11 protein-coding genes and 2 pseudogenes are annotated in these 18005 nt (G+C 70.9%); 4 read left to right on the top strand and 9 right to left on the bottom strand.

What is annotated here, in order from left to right; all coding sequences use genetic code 11:
* The first annotated feature begins 22 nt into the window (after positions 1–22).
* Complete coding sequence (locus tag IEY61_RS24810; RefSeq protein ID WP_189048437.1) at positions 23–3325, top strand: glycosyl hydrolase family 95 catalytic domain-containing protein; 3303 nt, start codon at positions 23–25, stop codon at positions 3323–3325.
* Between the two features lie 52 nt (positions 3326–3377).
* Here the strand turns inward: IEY61_RS24810 and pulA are convergent, their stop codons facing one another.
* The 3 genes from pulA to IEY61_RS24795 all read right to left on the bottom strand — a co-directional run bounded on the left by pulA (position 3378) and on the right by IEY61_RS24795 (position 10569).
* Entirely contained in the window at positions 3378–8864 is a 5487-nt protein-coding gene (gene pulA, locus IEY61_RS24805) for a pullulanase-type alpha-1,6-glucosidase (protein WP_189048434.1), read from the bottom strand.
* A gap of 370 nt (positions 8865–9234) precedes the next feature.
* Positions 9235–9390, bottom strand: coding sequence for a hypothetical protein (locus IEY61_RS24800; RefSeq protein WP_189048432.1), 156 nt, complete (start codon positions 9388–9390; stop codon positions 9235–9237).
* A gap of 216 nt (positions 9391–9606) precedes the next feature.
* Entirely contained in the window at positions 9607–10569 is a 963-nt protein-coding gene (locus IEY61_RS24795) for a DUF4261 domain-containing protein (RefSeq protein ID WP_189048430.1), read from the bottom strand.
* A 193-nt stretch (positions 10570–10762) separates the two neighbouring features.
* On the opposite strand from IEY61_RS24795, the gene IEY61_RS24790 reads away from it, so the two are divergent.
* Positions 10763–11497 carry a Stf0 family sulfotransferase gene (locus IEY61_RS24790; protein ID WP_189048428.1) on the top strand — a complete coding sequence of 245 codons (735 nt, stop codon included), beginning with the start codon at positions 10763–10765 and terminating at the stop codon, positions 11495–11497.
* A 44-nt stretch (positions 11498–11541) separates the two neighbouring features.
* On the opposite strand, the pseudogene IEY61_RS24785 reads toward IEY61_RS24790, so the two are convergent.
* From IEY61_RS24785 to IEY61_RS24765, 5 genes and pseudogenes are all read right to left on the bottom strand, one after another.
* Positions 11542–11838: pseudogene (locus IEY61_RS24785) on the bottom strand (nucleoside/nucleotide kinase family protein); the annotation flags it as partial.
* 104 nt (positions 11839–11942) lie between these two features.
* On the bottom strand, positions 11943–12893 hold the full coding sequence (locus IEY61_RS24780) for a DUF4184 family protein (protein WP_189048426.1): 951 nt from the start codon (positions 12891–12893) through the stop codon (positions 11943–11945).
* Positions 12894–13146: 253 nt separating this feature from the next.
* Positions 13147–13854, bottom strand: coding sequence for a cellulose binding domain-containing protein (locus tag IEY61_RS24775; RefSeq protein ID WP_229706423.1), 708 nt, complete (start codon positions 13852–13854; stop codon positions 13147–13149).
* A 92-nt stretch (positions 13855–13946) separates the two neighbouring features.
* Positions 13947–14693, bottom strand: coding sequence for a hypothetical protein (locus IEY61_RS24770; protein ID WP_189048424.1), 747 nt, complete (start codon positions 14691–14693; stop codon positions 13947–13949).
* A 118-nt stretch (positions 14694–14811) separates the two neighbouring features.
* Positions 14812–15471 (bottom strand): hypothetical protein, encoded by a 660-nt coding sequence (locus tag IEY61_RS24765; protein WP_189048422.1) that lies wholly within the window; start codon positions 15469–15471, stop codon positions 14812–14814.
* 19 nt (positions 15472–15490) lie between these two features.
* Here IEY61_RS24765 and IEY61_RS24760 point away from each other — a divergent pair, with 19 nt between their 5' ends.
* The gene (locus IEY61_RS24760; RefSeq protein WP_189048566.1) at positions 15491–15670 is read left to right on the top strand and encodes a hypothetical protein; all 180 of its coding nucleotides are present in this window, start codon (positions 15491–15493) and stop codon (positions 15668–15670) included.
* 10 nt (positions 15671–15680) lie between these two features.
* On the opposite strand, the gene IEY61_RS24755 is transcribed toward IEY61_RS24760, so the two are convergent.
* Complete coding sequence (locus tag IEY61_RS24755; protein WP_189048420.1) at positions 15681–17354, bottom strand: right-handed parallel beta-helix repeat-containing protein; 1674 nt, start codon at positions 17352–17354, stop codon at positions 15681–15683.
* A gap of 408 nt (positions 17355–17762) precedes the next feature.
* Between IEY61_RS24755 and IEY61_RS24750 the strand changes: the two are divergent.
* Positions 17763–18005, top strand: a pseudogene (locus tag IEY61_RS24750) (C39 family peptidase); the annotation flags it as partial.

Raw genomic sequence — 18005 nt, 5'->3', positions numbered from 1 at the left:
CCGCCCCTCGTGGAGGACCGAAATGTCAGATCTGACCCGAAGGCAGCTACTCAGATTCGGTGCAGTCGGCGCCGGAGCCACGCTGATTCCATTGCCGTGGACGGCCGTGGCCCGCGCGTCGTCCGTCGCACCCCCGCAGGTACGCGCCGCCAACGACCTGGCGCTCTGGTACGACCAGGCCGCCGGCACCGACTGGCTGCGGGCGCTACCGATCGGCAACGGCCGGCTCGGCGCGATGGTGTTCGGCAACGTCGACGCCGAGCGGCTGCAGCTCAACGAGGACACCGTCTGGGCCGGCGGCCCGTACGACTCGAGCAACCCCCGGGGTGCCGACGCCCTCCCGGAGATCCAACGCCTCGTCTTCGCCAACCAGTGGGCCCAGGCCCAGAACCTGGTCAACCAGACGATGATGGGTAACCCTCCGGGTCAGCTCGCGTACCAGACCGTCGGCAACCTGCGGTTCACCTTCCCCGGTCCCGGCGGCGTGTCGGAGTACCACCGACAACTGGACCTGACCACGGCGGCCACCTCGGTGACGTTCCTGCGCGACGGCGTGCGGTACCAGCGGGAGGTGATCGCCAGCGCGCCGGACCAGGTGATCGCCATGCGCCTGACCGCCGACCGGCCCGGCTCGATCACGTTCACCGCCCGGTTCGACAGTCCGCAACGGACGACCGTGGCCAGCCCGGACGGCGCCACGATCGCCCTCGACGGGGTCTCCGGCAACCAGGAGGGCGTGGCCGGGCAGGTCAGGTTCCTGGCGCTGGCCCGGGCCGTCGTCGAGGGCGGCAGCGTCGGCAGTTCCGGCGGCACCCTGACGGTGACCGCCGCGGACACCGTGACGCTGCTGATCTCGATCGGTTCGAGCTACGTCAACTTCCAGGACGTCAGCGGCGACCACCAGGGCATCGCGTGGGGTCACCTCACCGCCGCCGAGGGCACCGCCTACGACCAACTCCGCCGCCGGCACGTGGCCGACTACCAGAAGCTGTTCGGGCGTACGGAACTCGACCTGGGCCGCACCGAGGCGGCCGACCAGCCGACCGACGTACGGATCGCGCAGCACAACAGCGTCGAGGACCCGCAGTTCTCGGCGCTGCTGTTCCAGTTCGGCCGGTACCTGCTGATCTCGTCCTCGCGTCCCGGCACCCAGCCGGCGAACCTCCAGGGCATCTGGAACGACTCGCTGACCCCGTCGTGGGACTCGAAGTACACCATCAACGCCAACCTGCCGATGAACTACTGGCCGGCCGACACCACCAACCTGTCGGAGTGCTACGAGCCGGTGTTCGACATGATCAAGGACCTGACGGTCAGTGGGGCCCGCACCGCTGCGGTGCAGTACGGCGCGAGCGGGTGGGTCACCCACCACAACACCGACGCCTGGCGTGGTTCGTCGGTGGTCGACGGCGCGTTCTGGGGCATGTGGCAGACCGGCGGCGCCTGGCTGGCCACCATGATCTGGGACCACTACCTGTTCACCGGCGACCTCGACTTCCTGCGGGCCAACTACCCGGCGATGAGGGGCGCCGCCCAGTTCTTCCTCGACACCCTCGTGGCGGAGCCGAACCTCGGCTACCTGGTCACCAACCCGTCGAACTCCCCGGAGATCGGCCACCACCCCGACGCCAGCATCTGCGCCGGCCCGACGATGGACAACCAGATCCTGGTCGACCTGTTCAACGGCTGCGCCCAGGCGAGCAGGCTGCTCGGGATCGACGCCGACTTCCGCGCCGAGGTCCTGGCCACCCGCGACCGGCTCGCCCCGATGCGGATCGGCTCGCGCGGCAACATCATGGAGTGGCTCTACGACTGGGTCGAGACCGAGCGGACCCACCGCCACGTCTCCCACCTCTACGCTCTGTCGCCCAGCAACCAGATCACCAAACGCGGCACCCCGGAGCTGTTCGAGGCGGCCCGCCGGACGCTGGAGATCCGCGGCGACGACGGCACCGGCTGGTCCCTCGCCTGGAAAATCAACTTCTGGGCCCGCCTCGAAGAAGGCAACCGCGCCCACGACCTCATCCGCTACCTGGCCACCCCCGCCCGCCTCGCCCCCAACATGTTCGACCTGCACCCCCCGTTCCAGATCGACGGCAACTTCGGCGCCACCGCCGGTGTCGCCGAGATGCTGTTGCAGAGCCACACCGGCGAACTGCACCTGCTGCCCGCCCTGCCGGCGGCCTGGCCGGACGGAAAGGTCAAGGGTCTGCGGGGTCGTGGCGGCTACACCGTGGACGTGACGTGGAGCGGCGGCCAGGCGGACGAGGTCCGCATCCGGGCCGACCGGGACGGCAGCGTGCACCTGCGCGGCCACCTGTTCGCCGGCCGCTACACCGTGCGGGACGTCACCCGCGGCAACGGGGTGGTCAAGCCCCGGAAGATCGAGGCCGATCTGGTCGAACTCGCCGGCCGGGCCGGCCACACCTACCGGGCGTACGCCCTGCAGAAGGTCGGCGTGAGCGCGCCGTACGAGGTGGGCGCGGGCGCGGCGGCGAAGGTCGCCGTCACGGTGCGGGCGGTGGACATGCCGATCGCGCCCTCGGCGCGGGTGTCGCTCAAGGTCCCCTCGGGGTGGAGCGTCGCACCGGCGCACCTCGACCTGCGTCCGCTGCCGCCCGACTCCGAGCGCACCGTCGAGTTCACCGTGACCGTCGCCGAGTCCGCACGGACCGGCACCGCGGAGCTGGTCGCCGAGGTCAGCGGCCGGGACTGGACCGCGTCCGCCACCGCCCGGGTCCGGGTCTGGGACGGCCGGGAGGCCCCGATCGAGGAGAACTTCACCAACATCGGCGTCACCGACGACACCGACACCAACGCCGGCAACTTCGACGGCAACGGGGCCACCCTGTCCGCCCAGGCGCTGGCCCAGGTCGGCGTCACCCCGGGTGCCACCGTCAGCGCCGGTGGGGTGGACTTCACCTGGCCCGGTGGCGCCATCGGCGGCCCCGACAACGCGATCGCCTCCGGGCAGTCCGTCAAGGTGACCGGCAAGGGCAGGACGCTCGGCTTCCTGCTGACCGGCACGTACGGCGCGGTGTCCGGACCGGTCACCATCGTCTACGCCGACGGCAGCCGCAAGACCCACACCCTCGGCTGCCCGGACTGGGCCGGCGCGCCCCGGCCCGGCGGCGTCGGGGCGATCGTCGCCCCCTACCAGAACCGGCCGGGCAACCAGCGGGCCAATACCCCGGCGACCATCTACGTCGTCGGGCTGCCCCTGGAGGACAAGGAGGTGGCCCGGGTCGACCTGCCGAACATCAGCGCCCGGGCGGCCGCCGGCGTGGCCACCATGCACATCTTCGCGGTCGCCGTCGGCGGCTGACCGCCGACCGGCACGAAATGGGGCTGGCCCGCGCGGGCCAGCCCCATTTCAGCTATTGCTGCACGAAGACGGCCACGCTGCGGCCCGGCACGGTGAACGTGCCGGTCGCGGAGTCGAACGCCGCCGTACGCAGCACCGGGTCGGCCGAGGAACGCAGCACCGGATGCAGCGTCACGTCCGCCCCGCGCACTCCGGTGACCTGCTGCGTCGCCGGCTTCGGGGTGCCGTTGAAGACCACCGTCACCGACTTCCACGCCCCGCCCAGGCCACGGGCGTCGAGGGTCATGGTGAGCACCCCCGGTGTCTCGTCCGCACCGGAGCGCGGGAAGGCCAGCCGACGCTGCACCTCCTGCGCGGTGGGCAGGCCGAACACCGGCGTGGAGGCGCGGATCCGCAGCAGTTCGGCGTACCGGGCGTCGGTCAGCTCGACCGCCGCGCAGTCCGGCACCAGCCTCGGGTCGGCCAGCAGCGGCCGGGCGTACGGCCACTTGTCCCGGTTGTCCTCGGCGGCCGGCAGCCCGATGCCGAACCCGTTGCCCTGCGCGCAGTCCCAGCGGATCTGGTTGAACCAGTCCCCCGAGTTGTACGAGTTGCGGTCCAGCGACTTCGACCGCAGCCGCTCGGTGCCGGTGGTGACGAAGCCGGCGCCCTGGCCCAGCACCACCGTGCTCAGCGCGAGCACCTGCATCCGGGCCCGGTCCGTGGCCGAGGTGCCCGTCGGCAGCTTGTACGCCAGCGCGTCGTACAGGATCTCGTTGTCGTGCGCGTCGACATAGGTGACCGACTCTCCCGGCGCATCGGTGTAGCCGGCCGGCGAGCCGTTGTAGTCGACCTGGTCGCCGGTGACCGTCCGGCCCGCCGAGTCGGTGAACCGGTAGCCGTGCAGGTTGCCGGCCAACCCGACCCTGATCAGATCGTGCTGGTGCAGCAGCCGGGCCCGCTGCTCGGCGGCGGAACCGTTGACCGGGTCGCCGTTGGGGTCGGTGAACAGCCCGGAGGCGAAGCCCTGCCGGCGCGGGTTGTCGTCGAACGGGCCGCCGCCGCGTACCGCGTCGCGCAGCCGGTCGTTGAAGGTGCCGATCCCGGTGCCGGCCATGTTGGCCTGGGTGGCCTGCACGAACCGGGCGTCGTCGGCGACCTCGCCGAAGTTCCAGCCCTCGCCGTAGAGCAGAATCTTCTTGCCGTCCACGCCGTCGCGGGCCACGGTCAGCCGGTCCAGCGCCTTCCGCACGGCCAGGATGTTCGCCTTCGGGTGGTGGCCCATCAGGTCGAACCGGAACCCGTCCACCTTGTACGCCTTCGCCCAGGTGACCAGCGAGTCGACCACCAGCTTGCCCATCATCGCGTGTTCCGGCGCGGTGTTGGCGCAGCAGGTGGAGGTGGCCACCGTCCCGTCGTCGAGCAGCCGGTGGTAGTAGCCGGGCACGATCTGGTCGAGCACCGACTTGGGGTCGGTGCCGGCGGCCGAGGTGTGGTTGTAGACGACGTCCAGCACCACCCGCAGACCGGCGGCGTTGAGCCCGGCGACCATCTGCCGGAACTCGGTGGTCCGCCGGGCGCCGGCCGGGTCGACGGCGTACCCGCCCTCGGGGACGGTGTAGTGCAGCGGGTCGTACCCCCAGTTGTAGCCGTCGGCGTCCTTCACCGCGGCCACGCACTCCTGCTGGCGGTCCGAGTCGGGCGGCAGGGCGGCCAGGTCGCAGTCCGGCTGCCGCTGGTCGGCCCGTCGCTCGGGGATGGTGGCGAAGTCGAACGCGGGCAGCAGGTGCAGGTGGGTCACGCCGGCGTCGCTGATCGCCTTCAGGTGCCGCATCCCGGCGGTGGCCGGGTCGGTGAAGGCGAGGAAGGTGCCCCGCCGGTCGACCGGCACCGTGGCGTCGGCGATGGAGAAGTCGCGCACCGACAGCTCCGAGATCTGCACCCTGGCGTTCGGCACCGCGGCCGGTTTGCGCAGCGACGCCCAGCCCGTGGGGGCCAGCTTCGGGTCGGTGAGATCGACGATCTGGCTGTGCGTGGAGTCCGCCGCCAGCGCCACCGAGTACGGGTCGGTCACCGAGGCGGTCACCACCTGCTGCGCCGCCGGCTGCCAGGCCTGCACCCGGTAGCGGTAGAACCTGCCGGTCCAGTCGCGCGCCCCGCGTACCGACCAGACGCCGGTGCGGTCGTCGCGGCGCATCGCGACCGTGCGCGGCGTGGCGGTGGGCGAGTCGAACAGCTCCAGCGACACCGTCCGGGCGGTGGGTGCCCAGACCGCGAGGGTGGGCACGCCGCCGGTGAAGGACGCACCGAGGCGCGCGGCGGTGGCCGGGGCGTAGACGTCGTCGAGCACGCCCGGGAGCTGCACGCCGGTGGCGCCGAGCAGGGTGCCGTCGGCGGCCCGCTCGGTCACCAGCAGCTGCCCGCGCAGCGCCGCCGGCACCTTGGCCAGGTCCCGCCGGTGCAGGCTGAAGGCCCGGTGGTCCCACAGGTGCGGGAAGGCCGCGCGCTGGGCCTCGGTGAGCCCGTTGCGCTGCGCGGTCAACGGCAACGAGGTGTACGTCCCGGTCAGCTCGCCGTCGACCACGCGCACCCCGCCGGCCGGGGCGGTCACCAGCGCGTACGCCTTCCCATCAGTGGGACCGGTGCGCCAGGCGACGGTGGACCGGTCGATCCAGTGCGCCCGCTGCCTGCCGATGTCGGTGTCCGTGCCGGTGCCGGTGGCCGTGGTCGGCAGCAGCCGGCCGGGCGTCGCGGCGAGCAACCACACCTCGCGGCCGGCCTCGGCGAAGTCGAGCCGCTGGTCCTGCGGCAGGTCCTTCTCGTCGCCGCGATGGATGAGGTAGCTCAGCCCGGTCGCCCCCTCGGCCAGCGGCACCCGGAACTCGGCGCCGAAGGAGTCGATCCGGGTCGGCGGCATCGGTCGGGACCAGTCGGTGGGGTTGGCCGCGCCGTCCCACAGGTGCAGGCCCCAGCCGTCGTAGTTGCCGTCGGGTCGGCGGTAGTGGATCACTGCCGTGCCGTCCTCGACCGGCGGTGCCGGCTCACCGGCCGCCTCCTCGCGGCTCGGGTAGGTGGCCGGGTCACCTTGCTTGACCCAGACCTCGCCGGTCTGCGTCACGTCCACGGTCCGGTCGTTCTCGACGTCCTTGTTCCCGTCGGCGTCGACCACCAGGAAACCGACCGACTTCGCACCGGGCTTGAGCTTGACCCAGGCGAACCTCCCGTACGCGTCGGTGCCGGCGAACGGTTGGCCCTGCGGCCACTGGGTGGCGTACTCCGGGTCGATGTCACCCCAGGCGTAGAGGCCCCAGTCGGCGTAGTCGCCGTCGGGCCGCTGGTGGTGCACCACCAGCCAGTCGCGGGACGAGCCGGACTGCTCCGGGGTGCCGACGGTGGTGGCGGAGCGGGCGGTGGCGGTGCGGCCCCGGCCGTCGCGGACCACCGCCTGGTACTCGATCCTCGTGCCGGCGGCCAGGCCGGTCAGGTCGTGGTGCACGGTGTACGGCGCTCGGTGGGCGGTGCCGAGCAGGGTCCACCGGCCGTCGGCGACCCGGGCGGCCATCGTGACGGTGGCCAGCGGGTCTCCGGTGACCCGGGCGGTGACCTCGGCCCGGGTGGCCGGCGCGTCCGGGGCGGTGAGCGCGATGGCCGGTTTGGCGGTGGGCAGGGCGACCGACTTGCCGCCCCGGTGCACCACCGCCGACAGCGGCGGCACGGTCAGGGTCAGCCTGCCGTCGGCGGCGGCCACCGGCCGGCCGGTGGCGCCGTGGATGCCGGTGAAGGTGACGCCGGGCGACCAGGTGTCCACGGTGACAGTCTGCGCGGTCGTGGCGTTGTTGACCGCCACCAGGTACTCGGTGCGGTTGTCCGGGTCGAACCGGGAGAAGGCGAAGACGCCGGGACCGTCGGCCGCGTACCGGCTCACCTGCCCGCCGTCGCGCAACGCCGGGTGGGCCCGGCGCAGCTCGCCCAGCCCGGCGATGGTCCGGTACAGCGGGTGGGTGTGGTCGAACTGGTCCTGGGCGTGGGTGCGGTCGGTGCCGAGCAGGTCGTCGTCGAGGTAGTCCGGGGTCTGCGAGGCGAACATCGGCTGGCGGGCGTCCTTGTCCCCGCCGGCGCCGGTGAAGCCCTGCTCGTCACCGGAGTAGATCACCGGCTGGCCTCGGGTGAGGAACATCAGCTCGTGGGCGAGCTGGGCGCGGCGCAGGTGGGTGGCCGGGTCGGTGGGGCCGCCGGCGATGAAGGAGCCGATCCGGCCCATGTCGTGGTTGCCGAGGAAGGTGGTCAGCCGGCCGGCGTGGGTGTTCCGGGCGGCGTACAGGTCGTCGCGGGCGTACAGCTCGGCCAGCGCCTTCGCCGAACCGTCGCCTGCGGTGTAGCCGCGCGCCGCCTCCTGGAAGCCGAAGTCCAGCGTGGCGTCCAGCCCGCCCTGGCGTACGTAGTCGGAGCTGATCTCCGGGTCGGCGCTGTAGACCTCGCCGAACATGAAGAAGTCCTTCTTGCCGGCGCGTGCGGCGGCCTGGTTGACGCCCTGGCTGAACTGCGGCCAGAAGTCCATGTTGACGTGCTTGACGGTGTCCAGCCGGAAGCCGTCGACGCCGGTGTCCCGCACCCAGTCGGCGTAGATCTTCGTCATCCCGCGGACCACCTCGGGGCGCTCGGTCCACAGGTCGTCCAGGCCGAAGAAGTCGCCGTACTCGCTGTTCTCCCCGGCGAAGGTGGAGTCACCACGGTTGTGGTACATGGTCGGGTCGTTCAGCCACGCCGGGACCTTGACCTTCGCGTCGGCCGGGGTCTCGAAGGTCGGGGTGTACGGGAAGGACCGCGTGTTCACCGTCGGGAAGGTGCGGCTGCCGTCGGCGTGGTTGCGGTCCTCGAACGGCCGGCCCTGCGCGTCACGGTAAGGCGTGGTCGCCTTGTCGACGTAGTCGTGCCGGTCCTCGGCGTAGCTGATGACGTCGGCGGTGTGGTTGACGATGACGTCGAGGTAGACCTTGATGCCGCGCCGGTGCGCGAGCTGGACCAGCTTCTTCAGGTCCGCGGTGCTGCCGAAGTGGGGGTCGACCTGGGTGAAGTCGGTGATCCAGTAGCCGTGGTAGCCGGCGGAGACGTCCTCGCCCCGACCCTGTACGGGCCGGTTGGTGAACACCGGGGCGAGCCAGATGGCGGTGCTGCCCAGTCCCTCGATGTAGTCGAGCCGGTCGATCAGTCCCTTGAGGTCGCCGCCCTGGTAGAACCCCTTGTCGGTGGGGTCGTAGCCGGTGCGCAGCCGGTCTCCGGTCTCCCCGCCCCGGTCGTTGCGCGGGTCGCCGTTGGCGAAGCGGTCCGGCAGGACGAAGTAGAACTGCTCGGCCCGCGCCCGGTTGGTGCCGGCCGTGTGCAGGGCGGCGGCGGACGGTTCGGTGGACCAGGTGACGGCCCCGGTGGCGCTGGGCGCGGCCGATCCGGCGGCCTGGGCGGGGGCGGCCGGATGCACCGCGACCGGCGTACCGACCAGGGTGAGGGTGAGCAGGAAGACGAGAGCGAGCGCGGCCTTGCGGGATATCGGCGGGGGTTTCATCGACGGCCTTCCTCTGGTCGCTGACTGGCCCGCACGCTAACTCTTGCCGAAACATTCTGCAATACCTTGCAAGCAAGGCCGCAACGATGCGGTTTCCTTGCGCAAGATCCGCCACGCCGCGGCGTTCCTGCCGGCGCTCCCGGTAGTTCCGCCGTGTCGTGTGGCACGAAGAGAGACCGGCATCAGGGCGATGGGGCCGAGGAGGAGCCAGAGGATAGGGCCGTGCCGGTGTGGCCTGGCCGACGACGACAGCGCTGGCCTCCGCAGCCAGTTGATCGACTCCGTTTCGTCGGTACGGCGGTGTCCGATCGGTCGGGACACCGCCGTTACGGCGAAACGGCGATCGGCGATGATCAGGTGCGTGGGCCGATCAGTCCTCGTCGGTCGGGCTGGGGCGGTTCTCGGCGATCCAAGCCCGGACGGCCTTGCCATCCCAGACGCGGCCCATCCTCAACGTGACGAGCGGGTCAGGGAATCCCTTGCGGCCCACGATGAACGCGGTGGACCGCCGGTCCATCTTCGTCATGAAGGCCGGACTGCGCGTTCCCGCCGTCGGTGAAACGCGGCAACAGAGGCGTTTGAGGTCGTCGGTCTGCGCCCGGGGTGCCTGGCCCCCGGGCCCAACGGTGATCCAAGTCGGTGACTTTGCGTGACGGATGATGCCGAGTCCGGCTGTTCTCTCGGCGTGCGGGTCTGCCGATGACAGGACGTTCGATCTGGTATGTGCTGGATCGCTGCGATGTCAGCCTCGGGACTCGCGCAGGACCTGCCACTGCCTCCAGGCGAGCTCGGGCTCGAGGTCTGCGTATCCGCGGCTGCGTTCGAACTTCTGCGCATCAGCGTGGGTCATCATCATGCACATGCCTTCGCTGGTGAGGCGTTCCACCTCTTCGCGGCGGAGGCGCCGTCCGGCGTTCTCCTCGGCGGCGGTGAGCAGGGCCACCAGCGCAGGAATGAACACGGGTCGAAGTTCGCTCCGCGAATCCGCCTCACCTCCCTCGGCGCCCAGACGCCAGATGCCGAAGGAGTTGTGGCAAGCGTGGCCCGGCGGATACCCGTCATCGGGCCAGCGCTCGAGGCGGCGGCGAGGGGTGTTCAAGTCGGGCCTGAAGGTGTCGCCGCTGACCAGCACAGGATCCTCCGCCAATCGATACACGTTGAACACGCCAAGGATCTGGTTGGCCTCGGACGGTGACGCTTCGACCTGCGCGTCCGGCAACCCGAACGCGTGCATGCCGCAGGACCGCGACACACCGCGGTCCTGCAGCACCGCGACGGCACAGCGGTAGAGCATCCATGGGTCGCCGCCCTCAAGAGCCCGAGTCCATTCTGTGACCGGCCAGCCCAGCTTCGACTGCTCAAGTCGCACTCCCAGCGCTCCGGCGTCGCCCAGCGCGGCGATCAGCATCGCCACTTCTCCCGCTGCCGCACCGAGGTACACCGGCAGATCCAGGACCAAGGCGCTGCCGGCCGCGGCGACGGCGAATTGCTCCTCCTCCGACATCGTGCCGTGACCGAACGCCTGGCTGAACGAGCCGTCGTTCTCCACCCACTCCGCCAGCGCGCGAAAGCCGAGGTTCTGCGATGCGAGCGAGTGGCCGTCCAGCGTCAGACCGGAACGCCCGAGCGAGCCCTGCCACTGAGCCATCGTCGCCGCAGCCCCTGGGACAAAGAGCCGCACACCGTACACGTGATCGTCAGACACGCAGCGGAGGGTAGTACCACTCTGCGGGGCCGCTGAAGCCACGTGTCCAGTTGCGGCCTCCCGCAGGACGGGCCCAAGCTGCACGCGAAACGCTCACACCGCGCGCTCATGCCGCAGAGCGCGCGCTGCGCGGGCCGCCGGCGTTCGGTAATTCGGTTTGCTCTAGATCCGCGCGTGCTTAGTGTCTGCCGCTATGGGGCGCCTGGAGGTCGACTCTTACCTGATCTGCGCGACGCCCCGCACGGGAAGTACCTTGCTGTGCGGTCTACTGGAGTCGTCCGGGGTCGCTGGCCACCCAGCCTCCTATTTCAATCGAAAGACGCTGACTACGTACGCCGATGCCTGGCACATCGCCCGACCACATGCCGGACGGATCGACGAAGGGTTCGTGCGGGCGGCGCTGACGGTCGGTAGAACGTCGAACAATGTCTTCGGTGGGCGGCTCATGGCAGAGACGCTGCCGGAGCTGATCGCTGGTCTTGCTGCCTCCGCACCAAGACCAGCGGACACTGACCTGGGCCTGTTGACCGCCCAGTTCGGTCGACTTCGATTCATCCACCTGCGGCGACGCGATGTCATTGCCCAGGCCGTGTCGTGGGCGAAGGCACTACAGACCCACTTCTGGCATCCCCACGAGGCCGTCGCTCCGAGAGGCCAAGATCCTCGATACGACGAGGTGCTCATCGGCCAGCTCGTCGCCATGATCGAGAGTTCCGAGGCGGACTGGGCAACCTGGTTCAACGCCCACGGCATCGTGCCTCACGAGGTGACGTACGAGGAGCTGGCGGCGGATCCACGATCCGCTGCACAAGGGGTCCTCGACTACCTCGGCCTAACGGTTCCACCCGGCCGGCAGCTGATCGTTCGACACCATCGGCAGGCCGACCAGGTCAATGCCGATTGGATTACGAGGTTCAAGTCTCGCTGACGGTCCGACCCAGCTGGCTGCGTGTCGGCTCACCAACCGAGACAGCGCCGTTCGACTTCGGCCCGAGGTGACACCCGGCCCTCTCGGATCACGGCACGATCCACGGTCGTCTCTAGCGCTGTCGACACGAAGATGCGCAGGTCCCAGCGGTCAATCAGTTCCGGGCGCATGAGGAAGACGCCGTCGAAGACCAGCACGGCGTCGGCGGGGGCAGTGCAGACCGGCGGGGACAGCACAGTATCCGTGGTGCGGTCGTAGGCCGCGTGTTGGAAGCGTCGATCTCCGCCGAGGCCGAGCGGATCGAGCAGGACCCGGTTCAGCGCGTCGTGGTCGTGGGTGTCGCATTCACCGTCACGTCCTGGACGACGTGCGCCGAGCGGCACCCAGAAGACGGCAGCGCGCGGTCACGGACGGGCAGCGCGATCCGGACGGGCGCCGTTGTGGATCACGGATCGTTCGGCCGTTGCGGGTGCACGGGCGTCGGTCGGGTGGTGTCGTGGTTGGCCTTGGTCGGCTCGGAGTCACCTGTGATTGTGCTCCGGCGGGGGCCAGACGACTCCAGGATGGAGTTGCCGAACGGTTGCGGCGGGCGGGTGGTTGGGGCGCGACATGTTTTCCACATCGTCCGGCCCGCCGACAGTTGCCAAAGCACGCCGTAGACCAGCACCCCCACACCGACCCCGGACATCGCGCTGGTCACAACCAGACGCAGCACAGCCATCGAGTGAACAGCGCCGAGCACGCCGTAGCCGTTCCGCGCCAGTTGCAGGACGGCTGCGATGACGCCGGCCACCGCCATCGCCGCGAGTGTCCACCAGCGCGCGGCCGGGCTCAGCGTCACCCGCGGCCCGACCGGGTAGCCGGGCTGACGGCGCCACCAGCGGTAGATCCAGCTGACCAGTGCCAGCGCCCCGACGAGGGTGCTTGCCCACCACAGGCCCTCGGTCACCTTTTGTGTGTCCGGCAGCGGCGACCACGAAGCGGAGCCGTTCTCGTGGACCAGCGCGTCCCAGACCAAGTGACTGAGTACTCCGATCATCGCCGACAGGATGATCCAGGCGACCTGCCGCACCCCCGACCAGCGGAACTGCGCCGCGGGCCCGGTCAGTCGCCCCGCCGCAGCAGCCGGGAGCAGGGCGATCAGCGGGCGCTTGAGCACCTGGTGGAACAGCGCGACCAGGAGCAGCGCTCCGACCGTCCCGGCGACCATCCCGGTGCCGAACTCGTGCGTGTAGGTGAGGTTGTAGTCGCTGTACGGTCCCCACGCTGCCGAGGTGGCTTGCGGGAGGACATAAGGAAGATCCGGGGCGACCGCACCGGCGACCAGGGCCGAGGCAACGAGCGGGCGGCGGCTCAGCGGCAGGATCAAAGCCGGGTGGCTCAGCGTAAAGGGCATCAAGTTCCTCCCCCAGGAGCTCATAGCCCCAGTCCTTGTCGATCAAGGTCAGGATACGTGCATCACGCCAAGGGCTGCCAAGTACGAGCCGACAACGGACGCCTCCTATGGGGCAGCGATCGCTCGATGACCGAGGCGAGGATGTCCCCTTCCAGGTGTCGTCCCGATCGATCCACACTGCGCGCAGTTCGGTGCCGGGCGGCAGGCTGGTGTGGACGCGCGCATGAGATGCAACGCGACGTCGCGGGCGTGCTCAGACTCCGGCGCAGCTACGCCCGGAGACCGTGCAGCCGGCCGGACGCGGGTGGGCGGATTCGATGTGGAAGCGCAGCAACACCGTCGACCCGGCCGCCAGATCCGGGCCACTGCGGTAGGTCAGGGTGCCGCGCCGGTCGCGGAACGTCCCCTGTGGAACATCTTCCAGCCAGGCCGTGACCACCCGGCCGCCCGGGTACTCCACCCGCGCCACCCAGCCCAGGTCGCCACGCGAGGCGTTACGGATCGATACCTCCCCGATGAAGCCGTTCGGGAAGGTCTGCAACACCTGGTACCGCGCCTCCAACGGCGGCGGGGCGGCAGGCGGAGCAGACGGCGGGGCCGGAGGCGGGGCGGTGGTGTGCGGCGGCGGCATCGCGGCCGGCGGCTCCGGCGTGCGGGACGCGGAACTCGACGGGCTCGGCAGGTCGGTCCGGCGTAGGGACAGCCCGGGCACTGCCGGCGGCGGCGGTTCCGTACCCGCCTGCCCCGCCGACGAGGCCCGCTCCGCCGGTATCGGTACGGCCACCGCCGGCGGTCCCGGCGGCACCGGGTCGAACCCCGGACCGGGAGCCCGGTACGCGCCGGCCGCGATCACGAGCAGCACCATCATCGCGACGCCCCCGATCGACACCAGGATCCAGGGCGAGGAAACCACGGCCGAGCCGTGGCAGGATTCTCGGGGGGCGCGGCGCATACCGGACATGTCTCTCCTCAGCAGGCGGCCCGGCCAGCGTAACGATCAAGAGCAGCGCCCGGAAGTACCGGACGAAACACCCAGGACTCCTAACAGTACGCTCAGCCCGCAGCGCAGGCAGCCCCGTTGATCGTGCACCGTGTCGGCTGCTCTCCACCCCCGGTGCGGCTGACCCGTAGCTGCACCGTCTGCTGTGCCCCGGCGGCCAGCGACCGGCTGCCGCTGAGCAGGTAGCGTCCACCGCCCTTGATGCTCACCGACACGCCCGGCCCGCTGGAGGCCCGGATCCCGACGACCTCGGGGGTGAAGGCCAGGTCGACCTGCCAGTCGACCGGATGACCGGTGCCGTTGCGTACCACCAACTCGGCCCGGAAGGAATCCCCGTCGACACTCTGCAGCCGGTAGCTGGCGAGCAGCACTCCCGGGCTGCTCGCCGACGGCGTCGGCGCGGGTGGACTGGCGGCGGGTGCCCGACTGACGGCCGCCGTGGGCGATCCGGCGCCGGCGGACGGCGACGGCACGCCCGACGTGGTCGCCACGGTCGGTGTGGCCGAGGGGCTACCCGTCGGTGCGGCCGGGTCCGGCGGCGCGGCCTCGTCCGTCGATCCGGCGGGCTTCGTCGATTCGGGCGGCACCGGAAGGACCACCGGCGGCTCGGGTGCCCGCGCCGCCTGCTCCTCGGGGCCACGGAACGACAGCGCCGCCACCACGAGCAGTACCGCCAACACCGCGACACCCACCAGGAACACCACCCAGGGCGCGCCGGCGATCATCCTGGGCAGCGCCGGCCGGCGGGTACTCGCGCTGGTCTCTTCACCGGTCTGGTCATCGGCCGGCCGCACGGACATAGGCCCCCCTGTCGTCACCGACGCGCCAGCCTAGTGGACGGGCGGATCTTGCAGCTGCTCGATGTCGGCGGATGCGGCGAGCAACCTCCGCCCGCCCTGGTCCGGCCGCGGCCCAACCTCAGCGCGGGGGAATCCGCACCTCAATCTCGCTGCCCAGCCGCGCCCCGCCGTGCAGACCGAGGTCGTCGCCGCTCCAGAAGCGCCCCGGGTCGTACCAGTTCGGCCGCCGGCCGGCGGGCAGCAGTCCCATCGCCTCGTAGGTGACCGCGACGACCTCGGCGCAGTACGCCGTCTCCAGGGTCCGCTCGGGCACAACCGCGGGGCGCTGCCGTGCCCCCGGCACCGGCAGCCGCGGGGCCGGCACCCGCCCGCGCAGCCACCGCCAGGCGAGTTGGGCGGTGGACGGAAATGGGGTGCCGTCCAGCCGCGCGATGGTGCGCAACACCGAGCCCTCCATCTCCGCGTCCGCCGGCGGGTCGAGCTGGCGCAGCCAGGCCCGCTGGCCGTACCGGTTGGCCCACACGCAGACCGCGTCCCGCAGGTCGTGCAGCTGCACACCGCGCTGGTGGGTGCCGGTCCACAGGTCCGGCAGCGACCTGCCCAGCTCGGCGTGCCACATCAGCGGCGGCATGTCGTCCAGCACCATCGCCATGCCCACGTGGTTGACCGGGCTGTTGGTGGTCAACTGGATGGCCCGGTCGGGTACGCTGCGCCCCCGGAAGACCCACACGTCGCCGGTACGGGTCAGCTCCACCGCCTCGTCCAGGCTGATACTCATGAAGGACTACCCTAGGCGGATGCGGCAACGGATGCGGTGGTGGAAGCTCCTCGGGCTGGCCGGGTTGGCCGGTGTCGCGGCGTCCGGCGTGGTCATCGCGCGGGCCGAGCGGCGGCGGCGCGCGTATACCCCGGAGGAGATCCGGGCCCGGTTGCGTGACCGGCACGCGGAGGCGAGCGCGGCCGACGACGCCCGCTGACGGCGCCCCCTCAGTCCACTTCGGTGTGGTTGCGGTCCCAGCGACCGCCCTCCGGTCGACGGTCCAGCCGCAGCGCTCCCTCGGCGTTGCCGGCGAGGTCGTTGTCCTCGACCCGGCAGGAGACGCAGGTGCCCCGCTCGGTGACCCACATCCCGTAGCTCTGGGTCGACTCCGGGCGGTTGTCCCAGATCCGGTTGCCGCGTACCGTCGCCGATTCGAGGCGCGCGTTGACGGTGATGCCGGCCCGGATCGGTGCCGCGGCGGAGATCTCGTACGCCGCGCCGGGCGACGGAATGTCCTCGTTCCAGGCGTTGCTCGCGTCCGGGCGCGCGTCGGCCAGGGCCAGGTCGGTATCGGTGTTGCCGACCACGACCGCCCGCCGGGAGCCCACCCGCAGCACCTTTCCCCGGTGTCCGTCGGTCCGCCAGGACGCGGTCCGGTCCGTCATCGAGCGGCGGGCGTACCAGACCGAATCGCCGGACCCGGTGGCCGCCGCCTCGCACTGTCGGCCATTGTTGCGGATCCGGTTGTCGACCAGCATCGCGTCGACCATCGGCCGGTCGATCCGGATCGCGTCCAGGCCGTTGTCCCAGAAGTCGTTGCCGTCCACGACGATCTCCGACGCCGCACCCCGAAAGCCGTCGCCCAGGTCGTGCTGGTGGTAGCCGTGTCCGCCGTTGCCACTGATCCGGTTGCCTCGGACGATGTACGGGCCGGGCGTGTTTCCCACGCTGATCCCGTCCCGGACGTTGCGGTCGATCACGCAGTCGGTGAGGATGCCGCCCCGACCGGCGACGCCCGCGGTGCCGTTGCCGGAGACGTCGAAGCCGGCTTCCAGATTGCCGATGAGGGTGCATCCGGAGACGATCAGTCCGTCGGCTCCCCAGTCGGAGATGCCGAACCGGTTGGCCTGGCTGTGGCAGCCGATGATGCGGTACCCGCGTGGCGGCTTCCAGTACGACTTCTGCAGCTCCAGGAAGATGCCGTTGGTGCCGTTGCCGAGAGTGGTGCAGTTGGTGACGGTGCAGCGCTCGACGTCGCCCCAGCCGCCGATGCCGATGCCGATGCCCGCGCCGCCCATCTGCTCGCCGTTGTCCAGCCGGCCGCAGCCGACCACGACCACCCCGTCGATGAGGCAGTCCTGGAGGAAGTCGCAGCCCAACCCGGTCGCGCCGGTGTGGTGGATGTAGAGGTTGCGGAAGACGCCCCGGACGACGTATTGCAGGCCCAGCCCCTTGGCGAGGTAGTTGTACTGCGTCAGGGCCACGCCCGAGCCGTCGATCTCGAAGTCGGCGAAGGTGCAGTCGGCGATGTGCCGGTCGCGGTCGGCGCCATGCTGCACCGTGGTCCAGAAGGCCAGCGGCGTCGGCTCAGCCCGGTTGCCCTCGTTGCTCAGGGCGAACCGGGTCGCTCCGGATCCCGCGCCGAGCAGGGAGACTCCGCTGCGCCAGACCGTGCCCGCGTCCCGGATCGAGTAGATCCCCGGCGGGCAGTAGATGACCCGGGCCCGGCCGTCGGCCGCGTACCCCTCGCCGAGGCGGGCCACCAGGGCCGACAACGCCGGCTGATCGTTGGTGACCCCGTCGCCCTGAAGGCCGAAATCCCGCGCGTTGCACCACAGCGGCGCCCCGGCGACCGGGGACAGTTGCTGCTGGCTGACCCCGCCCCTGTTGTGCTGCCACACAACATCCTCCTCCGCGTCAACCCTCCACCTCCCTTCCCCTCAAAACGGCCTTGCACCACGGATCTTGGTGCGAAAGTGCCCCCAGGAGGGCGCTCCCGCACCAAGATCTACGGAACTTGGGCACTAGATGTCGGGTTTTGGCCGATTCGTCCTGTAATCGGGGCCACCCGGGCGTCGGAATGATGGCCGGGGCCGGGTCGTTGTACATGGCTGACCGCAGGCGCTCCCCCGCGCCGCAGCGCCCCCGGGAACCCGGGACCCCTGGAATGTGGGGCCGGCCCGGATCGTTACACCCCCCGGACGCCCGAGCACTCCCCGCCGGGCGTTCCTCTATCCCCCGCAGCACCGCGAGCCCCGGTACGGGTTGATCCGTGCTGCGTACCCCCGAATGGAAGGTGTGACTCAATCATGCGTACCACCATCCTGCGTAAGACCGCCCTGACCATCGCCGCTGCCGCCGCCACCGCCGGTGGCATCGCCGGCCCCGCCATCACCGCCCACGCCGCCCCCACCCCAGCCACCGTCCAGGTGCAGGCCGACCGCAAGACCGGCGGCGAACGCCAACTCCCCGTGCGCTACCAGGCCCAGGAAACCTTCTACTACTGCGGCCCCGCCGCCGCCAGCAACGCCCTCTCCGTCCAGGGCAAGCAC

Source organism: Micromonospora sonchi, from assembly GCF_014646235.1.
Taxonomy (GTDB): domain Bacteria; phylum Actinomycetota; class Actinomycetes; order Mycobacteriales; family Micromonosporaceae; genus Micromonospora; species Micromonospora sonchi.
Note: the sequence above shows the minus strand (reverse complement) of the source record. Positions and strands in the feature narration are given on the sequence as shown.

What these genes read in the sequence shown, in the direction of transcription:
- IEY61_RS24810 (WP_189048437.1), top strand. Translation starts at nt 23, where the DNA reads ATGTCAGATCTGACCCGAAGGCAGCTACTCAGATTCGGTGCAGTCGGC.
- pulA (WP_189048434.1), bottom strand. Translation starts at nt 8,864, where the DNA reads ATGAAACCCCCGCCGATATCCCGCAAGGCCGCGCTCGCTCTCGTCTTC.
- IEY61_RS24800 (WP_189048432.1), bottom strand. Translation starts at nt 9,390, where the DNA reads ATGACGAAGATGGACCGGCGGTCCACCGCGTTCATCGTGGGCCGCAAG.
- IEY61_RS24790 (WP_189048428.1), top strand. Translation starts at nt 10,763, where the DNA reads ATGGGGCGCCTGGAGGTCGACTCTTACCTGATCTGCGCGACGCCCCGC.
- IEY61_RS24780 (WP_189048426.1), bottom strand. Translation starts at nt 12,893, where the DNA reads ATGCCCTTTACGCTGAGCCACCCGGCTTTGATCCTGCCGCTGAGCCGC.
- IEY61_RS24775 (WP_229706423.1), bottom strand. Translation starts at nt 13,854, where the DNA reads ATGTCCGGTATGCGCCGCGCCCCCCGAGAATCCTGCCACGGCTCGGCC.
- IEY61_RS24770 (WP_189048424.1), bottom strand. Translation starts at nt 14,693, where the DNA reads ATGTCCGTGCGGCCGGCCGATGACCAGACCGGTGAAGAGACCAGCGCG.
- IEY61_RS24765 (WP_189048422.1), bottom strand. Translation starts at nt 15,471, where the DNA reads ATGAGTATCAGCCTGGACGAGGCGGTGGAGCTGACCCGTACCGGCGAC.
- IEY61_RS24760 (WP_189048566.1), top strand. Translation starts at nt 15,491, where the DNA reads ATGCGGCAACGGATGCGGTGGTGGAAGCTCCTCGGGCTGGCCGGGTTG.